This window comes from Vibrio sp. NH-UV-68, from assembly GCF_042940635.1.
GTDB classification, from domain to species: Bacteria; Pseudomonadota; Gammaproteobacteria; order Enterobacterales; family Vibrionaceae; genus Vibrio; species Vibrio pacinii.
In genome coordinates this window covers 2,690,552-2,702,287 of sequence record NZ_CP134975.1, presented here as the reverse complement: position 1 = coordinate 2,702,287, position 11,736 = coordinate 2,690,552, and the positions used below count along the sequence as shown (strand labels likewise).

The 11,736-nt window shown below is 46.0% G+C and carries 8 protein-coding genes and 4 tRNA genes; 10 read left to right on the top strand and 2 right to left on the bottom strand.

The features are described 5' to 3' along the window. Positions 1-2: 2 nt before the first annotated feature. A complete protein-coding gene (gene mutS, locus ViNHUV68_RS12350) occupies positions 3-2,564 on the bottom strand; it encodes a DNA mismatch repair protein MutS (RefSeq protein ID WP_391088362.1) in 2,562 nt (853 codons plus the stop codon). Positions 2,565-2,658: 94 nt separating this feature from the next. Beyond that, positions 2,659-4,185 (bottom strand): diguanylate cyclase domain-containing protein, encoded by a 1,527-nt coding sequence (locus tag ViNHUV68_RS12345; RefSeq protein ID WP_391088360.1) that lies wholly within the window; start codon positions 4,183-4,185, stop codon positions 2,659-2,661. Positions 4,186-4,328: 143 nt separating this feature from the next. On the opposite strand from ViNHUV68_RS12345, the gene ViNHUV68_RS12340 reads away from it, so the two are divergent. The 10 genes from ViNHUV68_RS12340 (at position 4,329) to ViNHUV68_RS12295 (ending at position 11,696) form a co-directional block, all read left to right on the top strand. Next, positions 4,329-4,808 (top strand): nicotinamide-nucleotide amidohydrolase family protein, encoded by a 480-nt coding sequence (locus ViNHUV68_RS12340; protein WP_391088358.1) that lies wholly within the window; start codon positions 4,329-4,331, stop codon positions 4,806-4,808. A gap of 194 nt (positions 4,809-5,002) precedes the next feature. Then, positions 5,003-6,049 (top strand): recombinase RecA, encoded by a 1,047-nt coding sequence (gene recA, locus ViNHUV68_RS12335; protein WP_038175350.1) that lies wholly within the window; start codon positions 5,003-5,005, stop codon positions 6,047-6,049. 67 nt (positions 6,050-6,116) lie between these two features. Continuing rightward, positions 6,117-6,581, top strand: coding sequence for a recombination regulator RecX (gene recX, locus ViNHUV68_RS12330; RefSeq protein ID WP_391088356.1), 465 nt, complete (start codon positions 6,117-6,119; stop codon positions 6,579-6,581). Between the two features lie 142 nt (positions 6,582-6,723). Next, a complete protein-coding gene (gene alaS / locus ViNHUV68_RS12325; protein WP_391088354.1) occupies positions 6,724-9,306 on the top strand; it encodes an alanine--tRNA ligase in 2,583 nt (860 codons plus the stop codon). Positions 9,307-9,497: 191 nt separating this feature from the next. Further along, positions 9,498-10,685 (top strand): aspartate kinase, encoded by a 1,188-nt coding sequence (locus ViNHUV68_RS12320; RefSeq protein ID WP_391088352.1) that lies wholly within the window; start codon positions 9,498-9,500, stop codon positions 10,683-10,685. A 92-nt stretch (positions 10,686-10,777) separates the two neighbouring features. After that, a complete protein-coding gene (gene csrA, locus ViNHUV68_RS12315) occupies positions 10,778-10,975 on the top strand; it encodes a carbon storage regulator CsrA (RefSeq protein WP_038175355.1) in 198 nt (65 codons plus the stop codon). Between the two features lie 183 nt (positions 10,976-11,158). Then, positions 11,159-11,251 (top strand) — tRNA-Ser (locus ViNHUV68_RS12310). 78 nt (positions 11,252-11,329) lie between these two features. Then, a tRNA-Arg gene (locus ViNHUV68_RS12305) sits at positions 11,330-11,406 on the top strand. A gap of 22 nt (positions 11,407-11,428) precedes the next feature. Continuing rightward, positions 11,429-11,521: transfer RNA gene (locus tag ViNHUV68_RS12300), tRNA-Ser, on the top strand. 98 nt (positions 11,522-11,619) lie between these two features. Further along, positions 11,620-11,696: transfer RNA gene (locus ViNHUV68_RS12295), tRNA-Arg, on the top strand. The last annotated feature ends 40 nt before the right edge of the window (positions 11,697-11,736 follow it).

Below are 11,736 nucleotides of genomic sequence, written 5' to 3'. Positions count from 1 at the left end.
GCTTATAAGAGTTTTTTCAGACGATACAGCTCTTCAAGAGCTTGCCTTGGCGTCAGATCGTCAGGGACAATATTGGCCAATGCTTGCTCAATTTCGCTTGGTTCTGGTATCAGACTAAGTTGATTGGCAATATCGACGTTACTGTTTGTCGGCGCGCCGTCCGTCACTTGACCAATTTGCTCTAATTGAGTCAGCTTGGCGCGGGCATTTTTAATCACACTTTTTGGCACGCCAGCTAAACTTGCAACGGCTAAACCGTAAGATTTACTCGCCGCGCCTTCTTGCACGGCATGCATGAAGGCGATGCTGTCACCGTGTTCAACCGCATCAAGGTGGACGTTGGCCAAGTCTGGCAATAAGTTAGGTAATTCCGTCAATTCAAAGTAGTGGGTAGCAAACAGTGTCATTGAACCAATTTGCTTTGCCAGCCATTCGGCACTTGCCCAAGCCAAAGAGAGACCATCATAAGTACTGGTGCCGCGGCCGATCTCATCCATTAGCACTAAGCTGTTTGCGGTTGCATTGTGCAAGATATTTGCGGTCTCTGTCATTTCGACCATGAACGTCGAGCGGCCAGAGGCGAGATCATCCGATGCGCCGATACGAGTAAAAATGCGATCAATTGAACCGATAGTTGCTGACTCGGCGGGAACATAAGAGCCAATGTGTGCCATTAGTGCAATCAAAGCGGTTTGGCGCATATAGGTCGATTTACCGCCCATGTTCGGGCCGGTAATAATTAGCATTTTACGTTGCGGGTTGAGCTCAATCGGATTGGCGATAAACGGCTCGTCCATCACTTGTTCGACGACGGGATGGCGGCCATTTTGAATATGGATACCGACTTTTTTGCTCAGTGTTGGGCGGCAGTAATCTAGGCTATCTGCACGCTCGGCAAGGTTTTGTAATACATCGATTTGCGACAGCGCTGACGCGAGGTTTTGCATTTGTTCTAGGTGTGGAAGCAGTAAATCAAATAACGCCTCCCATAGTTGCTTTTCGAGCGCGAGGGCTTTTGACTTAGAGCTAAGCACCTTATCTTCATGTTCTTTGAGCTCAGGAATGATATAACGCTCGGCATTTTTTAGCGTTTGACGGCGAACATAATGAGGCGGAACGAGATGGCTTTGCCCACGACTGACTTGAATAAAGAAACCGTGAACGTTGTTGTAACCGACCTTGAGCGTATCGATACCATGGCGTTCTCGCTCTTCTTGCTCCATTTTATCTAGGTATTCCGTCGCACCATCAGCCAGCTTACGCCACTCATCGAGCTCTTCGTTATAACCTGATGCAATCACACCGCCATCACGAATCACAACCGGAGGATTCTCTTTGACGGCTCGCTCTAATAACTGACAAACTTCATCCATCGGTGCGGTAAATTGGGCCAATTTACTCAAGTAAGGATGATTGACTGAACTCATGCTCTCACTCAGTTCAGGCAGTTGCTGCATAGCAAAACGTAAGCGAGCCATGTCGCGCGGTCTGGCGCTACGCAATGCGAGGCGTGCTAAAATACGTTCAATATCGCCGACTTGCTTCAATACCGGATAAAGCTCACTAAATAGCGTGAGATCCTTTAGCTCGCCAATCGCATCCAAACGTTGATTGAGCGTGTCGATATCACGCATTGGTTGGTGCAACCAACGCTTGAGCATGCGGCTGCCCATTGCGGTTGCGGTATGATCAAGCACCTCTGACAAGGTATTGTCGATCCCACCTGAAAGATTATGGGTAATTTCAAGGTTACGACGTGTTGCGGCATCGAGAATGACGGAGTGATCTTGGCGATCAAATGTCAATGAACGGATGTGCGGCAACGCAGTACGTTGAGTGTCTTTAACGTATTGAATCAAACAGCCCGCAGCGCACAAGCCGAGAGTAGCTTGTTCAACCCCAAAACCAACCAAATCACGAGTACCAAACTGTTGATTGAGTTGCTGTTTTGCAGTGTCTAATTCAAATTCCCATACCGGACGACGACGATTGCCGTTGCGCGCCGACATGAGTTCAACCGGTTCAAAGTCTTCTGGAAACAGCAGCTCTCGTGGTGAAGTGCGTTGAAGCTCTGCCGCCATCGCCTCTTCACTTTGTGGCTCCATCAGTTGAAAACGGCCAGAGGTTATATCTAACGTCGCATAACCAAATTGACCATCGTGGTGGTAAATGGCGGCAATAAGGTTGTCGAGTCGCTCAGAAAGCAGCGCTTCGTCAGTCACAGTACCAGGCGTGACAATGCGTACCACTTTACGTTCTACCGGTCCTTTGCTGGTGGCAGGGTCGCCAATTTGTTCACAAATCGCGACAGACTCACCAAGTTGAACCAATTTAGCTAAATAACCTTCTACGGCATGAAAAGGCACGCCTGCCATCGGAATCGGCTCGCCCGCAGAGGCGCCACGTTTGGTCAGGGATATATCTAATAGCTGAGACGCACGTTTGGCATCATCGTAAAACAGCTCATAAAAATCACCCATACGATAGAACAGCAGAATGTCTGGGTTCTCAGCTTTAAGCTTGAGATATTGCAGCATCATGGGTGTGTGTTTTTGCTCTTTCATACGACTCGTTTACGAACGGTTTAAATTACCTCGCAGGGTATCAAAACAGTCCTAGTAAGAGCAATTTAAAGCTTAATCTATTCAGCCAACGAGATTATTTTGTTGGTTGCAAATCTTTGATATGGGTTGCGCAATCTTTCCCTCGCCCTTTCGAGGCATAAAGAGCCTGATCGGCGTGTTCAAAAAAGGTATTGAGGTCATAAGGGGTATCAGGCGTGTGGGTTGCAACCCCAATGCTGAGACTGAGAGCACCTTGTCCAACTGGCGAGGCGCGAAAGGATTCAATTAATCGCTCGGCATAATTTAAGGCGTCTTGCTGATGCAACTCAGGAGAGATCAAGACAAATTCGTCTCCACCCCAGCGGCCAATGGAATCGTAGCTACGAGTATTTTCGCGTAGAAAATTCGCCACTTGAATCAAAATCTCATCGCCTTGGGCATGGCCCCGCTCATCATTAATTTGTTTGAAATTATCTAAGTCAATTAGCATCAGTGACACGGGGGTCTGGTTGCGTTCGGAACGCGCCAACTCCTTGAATAACAACTGATCGATATTACGTCGATTGAACAGGTGGGTTAAGTAGTCCACGTCAGCCACTTGTTGAAGGGCATTTTTCTCGCTCATGTCACGCACGACACACACAGTGCGCTGTTTATCATCAATAATGGTCGAAGAGATGGCGATCTGTACTTCGACATGCTTACCGCTTTTAGTCAATCCCAAGATTTTTTGTCTCTTATCTGTCATCAAGCGTGACTGTTGCTTCGCTTGAAAATCATGGCGATATTGGAGGTGCTTGTGTTTAAGGTTTGGGTCAATCAAATCTTCGACACGAAGGTGTTTAAATTCTTCGATACTGTATTCAAATATCTGGCAGGCCATCTTGTTGGCGGCAAGAATGTGACCACCTTCATCGATATAAAGAATGCCGTCAGGGGAAACATCAAAGATTTCCCCCAACTCTTGTAGCAGATAATTTGAGTGTTTGATTGCACGTAAAATAAACCAAGTGGTTAGTATAATCAGTGGAAAAAGTAATAAGTTAAATAGCCACATATAGGCGTTGATTTGATCGAGTTTACCTTTGGATGACGTCAGAATTTTGTCGACTTTAGGCAACACACTCTCTTGTATGTCAGTCAATGCTTTAAGAGCTCGAGAGTCGTTGACTAAAACCATATTATCAAGCTCGGCAACTGGCTTTTCGAGACCAGTTTGTTGGGCCATTAGTAGTTTTTGGTAATACTCCTCTAATGTCGCGTTCAACACATCAACATTGGCTCGCAATATAGGGTCGCTAATTAACGTCTCGAGCAGGTAAATATTACTTTTGAGTAGCAGATACTTATCACGAGCACGTTCAAAGTATTGGCTATCACGTCGTATCACGAAATTTTTAAAGTGATGGATAAATCCCCCATAGCCGAGCTCTCTTTCTATGGTCGAAATCGTTTGGCTGATGGTGATTTGAGTAACATATTGGTCATTGATTTGGTCACGTAGTGTCTTAAGCGATTGAGTTTTGTGATAGATGTAAGTGGCTAGCAGAAAATTAGCAAAAATCGCTATCAAAACGATAAAAAGGTAAGAGCGCTGTGAACGACGAAACTGATTATACATTCCCTATCCCTGACAAAATGATTGAATGTTGTTAGTTGCATATCAAATTCGAGTTTAGATGACAAACGACAGTTTTTCATAAAATAACCGTGATGGTGATAGAGTATTTGTCTCGATTGACCAAGCAATAATGAGAAATGAATATGGACAGTGCAAAGAGTTTGGGTGAACGATTACTGGCGAGCGGAGAAATACTGGTGACTGCTGAGTCCTGTACTGGAGGGGGCGTTGCGACGGCCATTACCGATATTGCGGGCAGTTCGCAGTGGTTTGATAGAGCGTATGTTTCGTATAGCAATGAAGCGAAAATGGAAATGCTGGGTGTACACGCAGAGACGTTAGCCCAACATGGCGCGGTCAGTGAAGAGACGGTCAAAGAGATGGTACTAGGCGCATTGCAGCGATCTAATGCGACTATTGGGGTCTCTATTAGTGGGATTGCAGGTCCTGGTGGAGGAACAGAGCAAAAGCCCGTTGGTAGTGTTTGTTTTGCTTGGGCAAACAAGCAGGGCTGGTTAGAGGTACGTACTTACCAACTTGATGGTGATCGTCAGCAGGTGCGCCAGCAAGCGGTCGAGTTAGCCATAAAAGTACTGTATGAACAACTAAGCCGTCTTAAGTGATAATTGAAGTGTTTGTATTTTAAAGTTATTTAAATCAGTTGGATAGGTTTAAAAAGCAAAAAATGTTAGCCAAGCTATAGACACTGTATGAATCAACAGTATAATGACTTGCATTGATTGTTTAGCAATATACCGCTGAACGGAAGAGTTAGATTGATAGTCATCAGCATCAGATGAATCATTTGGAGAAAGTGATGAACGAGAACAAACAGAAAGCGCTTGCCGCTGCGCTAGGTCAGATTGAAAAGCAATTCGGCAAAGGCTCAATTATGCGCCTTGGCGACAACCGCACAATGGACGTAGAGACTATTTCTACAGGCTCTCTTTCTCTTGATATTGCACTGGGTGCTGGCGGCCTTCCTATGGGGCGTATTGTTGAGGTTTATGGCCCTGAGTCTTCAGGTAAAACAACCTTAACGCTAGAACTGATTGCTGCCGCTCAACGTGTCGGTAAAACCTGTGCCTTCATTGATGCTGAACACGCGCTTGATCCTATTTATGCGAAGAAACTGGGTGTTGATATTGACGCGCTACTTGTATCTCAACCAGATACTGGCGAGCAAGCACTTGAAATCTGTGACGCGTTAGCGCGATCAGGTGCGATTGATGTCATGGTCATTGACTCTGTGGCAGCATTGACCCCGAAAGCCGAAATCGAAGGTGAAATGGGTGATAGCCACATGGGGTTGCAGGCTCGTATGCTTTCTCAAGCAATGCGTAAGTTAACGGGTAACCTCAAGCAGTCTAACTGTATGTGTATCTTCATTAACCAAATTCGTATGAAGATTGGTGTGATGTTTGGTAACCCAGAAACGACAACGGGTGGTAATGCGCTTAAGTTTTATGCTTCAGTTCGCCTTGATATTCGTCGTACTGGTTCTATCAAAGATGGTGACGAAGTTGTGGGCAATGAAACTCGCATCAAAGTGGTTAAGAACAAGATCGCAGCGCCATTTAAACAGGCAGAGACACAAATTCTTTATGGCCAAGGCTTCAACCGTGAAGGTGAGCTAATCGACTTAGGCGTGAAGCATAAGCTGGTCGAAAAAGCGGGTGCTTGGTATAGCTACAACGGTGACAAAATTGGTCAGGGTAAAGCTAACGCTGGCAAGTATCTCCGTGAAAATCCAGCGGCTGCACAAGCCATTGATGCCAAGTTACGTGAAATGTTGCTTGCACCAGTTGAAGTTAAGTCTGACGATGCAGAACTTGGCAAAATGCCAGAGCAAGAAGAGTTGTAAAATAAACTTAACTTAACAATACTAAGCCCTGCTAACGCGGGGCTTTGTTTTATTAGGTCGCAAAGATATGTTTGAACGTAAACCTACTACGCTGTCGAGTAAAGAAGCGGCAATGCAGCTATTAAGTCGTCGTGACCACGGCGAATATGAGCTGTATCAGAAGTTAGCCTTAAAAGGTTATCCAGAGGATGAGATCGATCTGGCGGTAAATTATTGTCTCGATAATCATTATCTTGATGATCTTCGTTACGCTAAGAGTCAGATTAGACAACATGTCTACAAAGGCCACGGTGAACGACGTATTCGTCAGGAATTAAGCCAAAAGCGTGTGTCTGAAGCGGTGATCGCTTGTGCATTGCAACAAGAGCCACAAGATTGGTTCGAGCGGGCAAAAAGTGCGGCAGAGAAAAAGTTCAAGGGTCATAAAGCCAACGATCAAAAAGAGTACGCCAAGCAAGTGCGCTTTTTGCAATACCGTGGTTACAGCTTTGATCAAATTCACTACGCATTAAGCAGTGAGGATCCTGAGTAATTTCCACTTAACTACCCAATTTGATGATCCAAAGTCAATTCTGGTTCCTATCCGTTCTTTTCTGCGAGAAAACTAGTCGTAGCGTTAACCATGATCTACAATAGCGCAAAATTCTAACTCGACTATTTTTAGGAAGAGCTGCATGTACATGAGCACTGATGAGGTTCGTAACGCGTTCCTCAAATTCTTTGAGAGCAAAGGACACCAAATTGTAGAAAGTTCATCGTTAGTACCGCATAACGACCCAACCTTGCTATTTACTAACGCAGGTATGAACCAATTCAAAGATTGCTTCTTAGGCGCAGAAAAACGTGCCTACACTCGAGCAACAACGGCTCAGCGTTGTGTACGTGCAGGTGGTAAACACAACGATTTAGAAAACGTTGGTTTCACTGCTCGTCACCATACCTTCTTCGAAATGCTCGGTAATTTCAGCTTCGGTGATTACTTCAAAGAAGACGCGATTGCGTTTGCTTGGGAGTTTCTGACTGAGACGCTACAGCTACCTAAAGAGCGCCTACTCGTTACTGTTTACCAGACAGACGATGAAGCATTTGAGATCTGGAACAAGAAAGTCGGCGTGCCAGCTGATCGCATTGTTCGTATTGGTGACAAAGAAGGCGGCAAGCAGTACGAGTCTGATAACTTCTGGACAATGGGTGATACTGGTCCTTGTGGCCCATGTACTGAAATCTTCTATGATCATGGTGAGCACATTTGGGGTGGTCGTCCTGGTACGCCAGAAGAAGATGGCGACCGTTTCATCGAGATCTGGAACAACGTATTCATGCAGTTTAACCGTCATGCAGACGGTACGATGGAACCGCTACCAAAACCGTCGGTTGATACCGGTATGGGCATTGAGCGTATTTCTGCCATCATGCAGGGCGTTCACTCAAACTACGAAATCGATGTTTTCCAAACTTTGATTAAAGCCGCTGCGGAAGTAACTGGTCATGATGATCTATCAAACCAGTCATTGCGCGTTGTGGCTGATCACATCCGTTCATGTGCGTTCCTTATCGTAGATGGCGTAATGCCGTCAAACGAAGGCCGTGGCTACGTATTGCGTCGTATCATCCGTCGTGCGGTCCGTCACGGAAACAAGCTCGGTGCCAATGGTGTCTTCTTCCATAAACTCGTTGGTGTTTTAGCCAATGTTATGGGTACGGCGGGTGAAGAACTCGCGAGACAACAAGCCATTGTTGAGAAAGTACTACGTATCGAAGAAGAGAACTTCGGTCGCACGCTAGAGCGTGGTATGGCGATTCTTAACGAAGCGTTAGATGAATTAGACGGTAAAGTGCTCGACGGTGAAACGGTGTTCAAACTTTACGATACTTACGGTTTTCCGGCTGATCTGACCAATGATGTTGCACGTGAACGTGACTTTGCTATCGACGAACAAGGCTTCGAAAAAGCGATGGAAGCGCAGCGTCAACGAGCTCGTGAAGCAGGCCAGTTTGGTACTGATTATAACGCGGTAATAAAAACTGACGCCCAATCTGAATTCTGCGGTTACACCGGCACAGAAGGCAGCAGTACGGTTGCAGAAATCTTTGTTGACGGTGACGCGGTAGAGTCGTTATCTGCTGGCGATAAAGCGATCCTTATTCTTAGTGAAACGCCGTTCTACGCAGAGTCAGGCGGCCAGTGTGGTGATGCCGGAGTGATTAAGACCGAATCAGGTCTATTTAAGGTTAAAGATACCCAAAGACTGGGTAATGCGATTGCTCATCACGGTCTATTAGCTGAAGGTGTTGTGGCCAAAGGCGACCAAGCGACGGCGATCGTTGATGCTGAGCGCCGTGCCGCTATTTCACTGAACCACTCAGCGACGCACTTATTACATGCTGCGCTACGCAAAGTACTTGGTGAGCACGTTACCCAGAAAGGCTCTTTAGTTAAAGCCGACAATCTTCGTTTTGACTTCTCTCACCTTGAAGCGGTCACGCCGGCTGAACTGAAAGAAGTTGAGCGTCTGGTTAATGCACAAGTACGTCGTAACCTAGTGATTGAAACCAATATCATGGATATTGAGTCGGCTAAGCAAAAAGGAGCCATGGCGTTATTCGGTGAGAAATACGATGACGAAGTTCGTGTTCTATCGATGGGCGATTTTTCTACCGAGCTGTGTGGCGGTATCCATGCATCGAGCACTGGTGATATTGGTCTGTTCAAAATTATCTCTGAAAGCGGTATAGCTGCAGGCGTTCGCCGTATCGAAGCGGTGACGGGCGAAGCGGCGCTAGACGCGATTGAAGCACAAAACGCTAAGTACGAAGAGAAGCTGGCAGAGTCGGCACAAAAAGCCAAAGCATTAGAAAAAGAGCTGCAAAAGCTGAAAGACAAGATGGCGGCTGCAGAAAGTGCCAATATCATGGGCAAAACCATCGAAGTGAATGGTACGAAAGTCCTTATTGCTGCACTCAATGGCGCTGACAGCAAAAACCTACGCACCATGGTTGATGATATTAAAAACCAAATGGGGAGCGGGGTTGTACTGCTTGCCAATGCCACGGGCGACAAAGTTGGCCTGATTGCTGGTGTCACTAAAGATCTGACCGGCAAAGTCAAAGCGGGTGATTTGGTGAAAATGGTTGCAGAACAAGTCGGTGGTAAAGGTGGCGGCCGACCTGATATGGCTCAAGCGGGTGGTACCGATGTCGCAGCATTACCGGCGGCAATCAAAACGGTTCAACCTTGGCTTGAAGAGCGCCTCTAATATTGGAATAAGTAATCAATACGCTCAATCAGTTTTTGGTTGAGCGTCATTTTTTTATGCGACCAAGTGGTTTAATTGAGCAATTCAATCGTGCTCCGTTAGGCGACTTGGTCTTTGTGTTAAACGACTGCGAACAGAATCAATATCGTCGCAGCTCTAATGAGACTTTGGTCTTGGGAAGGTGAAGACTGGTGAAAAAGCCCCTTATCGTGCAAAAGTTTGGCGGAACGTCGGTGGGTTCAATTGAACGAATTCATACGGTTGCCGAACACATCATTAAGGCGAAAAATGATGGTAATCAAGTTGTTGTCGTTGTTTCTGCTATGTCTGGCGAAACAAATAGATTGATGGGACTGGCGAAACAAGTCGACAGTGTCCCCACCGCGCGAGAACTTGATGTTTTGCTCTCTGCTGGTGAGCAAGTATCAATGGCCCTATTAGCAATGACGCTAAATAAGTTGGGTTATGCTGCACGCTCACTTACCGGAGCACAAGCAAACATTGTGACAGACAATCAACACAATGATGCAACGATTAAACATATTGATACGTCGACGATAGAAGCACTATTAGAACAAAATCAGATAGTGATCGTCGCGGGTTTTCAAGGTATCAATGATAATGGGGATATCACCACGCTTGGCCGTGGCGGGTCTGACACCAGTGCGGTTACGTTAGCCGGAGCGCTGCGTGCCGATGAATGCCAAATTTTCACCGATGTGGACGGCGTTTATACTTGCGATCCACGCATCGTCAAATCGGCGCAAAAACTGACGGTGATTGATTTTCCTTCGATGGAAGAGATGGCGCGCAAAGGTGCCAAAGTACTCCATTTGCCATCGGTGCAATATGCATGGAAAAACAATGTGCCTTTGCGAGTGCTGTCGACGTTTAACACCGATGATGGCAGTTTAGTCAAAGGCGAAGAGTGTCAGTCAGATATTTGCGGTCTTGCGATTCAACGTGATATGTGTGTGATCAAAATTGAAAAAGAAGCGCTGGCCAGCTTGAAGAAGCAGTGTCAAATGCTGGGTGTCGCTATCTGGAATGTGATCGAGCATGCAGAATGGGTAGGTGTGGTGATAAAACACGACGCTTATGCAAAGCTTGAACTGGTTTTCAACGATAAAATCCGTAATAGTGAATCGGTAAGCTTGTTAACGGCCGTTGGCCTTCAGGTCGAGGGATTGATCGAAAGGTCACATGCTCTACTGACAGAGCAGGGGATCGATGTCGAGCATTATGCGCTAAACGTGCGTTCACTGATGTTAGTACTGTCACCTGAATATGTCGACAAAGCGGCTAACATACTGCATGATGCTTACATAACTTCTGCGCAGGCTGTCGAATGTCAGCAAAAACAAGCGTTTTTGGGTTAAATTCGAGCCATAATTGAGTTTACGAAAATATAACTTTTGTTAGATAATAGCCTAGTAGCAAGATAAATCAGAGATTACTCAAGGAGCACAGAATGCTAATTTTAACTCGCCGCGTTGGCGAAACTCTTATGATTGGTGATGAAGTCACTGTTACTGTTCTTGGCGTAAAGGGTAACCAAGTACGCATCGGCGTTAACGCTCCGAAAGAAGTGTCGGTTCACCGTGAAGAAATCTACATGCGCATTCAAGCAGAAAAAGGTAATGGTAACGCTCCTTCAGGCAATTACTAATTACATCAAGAGGCTGACACATTGTCGGCCTTTTTTGTGCTCAAAAAATGACTATTGATAGTAAAAAGAGCGAATTAACGTCGCTTTGATTAAATAGCCAACGGTTGAAAGACTTTTTGCTATTTTTGCCAAGAAAATGTTTGACATATTTTTGGTAAATCGTAATATGTGCCTCCGCAAGACGGTGAGGTGGCCGAGAGGCTGAAGGCGCTCCCCTGCTAAGGGAGTATACGGTTTGTAGCCGTATCGAGGGTTCGAATCCCTCCCTCACCGCCATTCTTGCTTTTCCTTTTTTAGGAAAAATTGTTCTTAGGAACAACTTTAAAACAACTTTCTGTAGCAAGAAAGTATAGTGCGTCCTTAGCTCAGCTGGATAGAGTACCTGGCTACGAACCAGGCGGTCGGAGGTTCGAATCCTCCAGGACGCGCCATATTCCTTACCAAGGAATAAACGGTGAGGTGGCCGAGAGGCTGAAGGCGCTCCCCTGCTAAGGGAGTATACGGTTTGTAGCCGTATCGAGGGTTCGAATCCCTCCCTCACCGCCATTAATTGGCCTATGGTCAATTTTTTTGTTTTAAAGCTCTGTTGTTTTAAAGAACGATAGTGTGATATGCTTCACAACTCTCATTTGAGAGAACATTGCGCGTCCTTAGCTCAGCTGGATAGAGTACCTGGCTACGAACCAGGCGGTCGGAGGTTCGAATCCTCCAGGACGCGCCACTCTTTAGGGTTTCTTTTGTATCAACAGATATCCTGATAT

What these genes read in the sequence shown, in the direction of transcription:
- ViNHUV68_RS12340 (WP_391088358.1), top strand. Translation starts at nt 4,329, where the DNA reads ATGGACAGTGCAAAGAGTTTGGGTGAACGATTACTGGCGAGCGGAGAA.
- alaS (WP_391088354.1), top strand. Translation starts at nt 6,724, where the DNA reads ATGTACATGAGCACTGATGAGGTTCGTAACGCGTTCCTCAAATTCTTT.
- csrA (WP_038175355.1), top strand. Translation starts at nt 10,778, where the DNA reads ATGCTAATTTTAACTCGCCGCGTTGGCGAAACTCTTATGATTGGTGAT.
- mutS (WP_391088362.1), bottom strand. Translation starts at nt 2,564, where the DNA reads ATGAAAGAGCAAAAACACACACCCATGATGCTGCAATATCTCAAGCTT.
- ViNHUV68_RS12345 (WP_391088360.1), bottom strand. Translation starts at nt 4,185, where the DNA reads ATGTATAATCAGTTTCGTCGTTCACAGCGCTCTTACCTTTTTATCGTT.
- recA (WP_038175350.1), top strand. Translation starts at nt 5,003, where the DNA reads ATGAACGAGAACAAACAGAAAGCGCTTGCCGCTGCGCTAGGTCAGATT.
- recX (WP_391088356.1), top strand. Translation starts at nt 6,117, where the DNA reads ATGTTTGAACGTAAACCTACTACGCTGTCGAGTAAAGAAGCGGCAATG.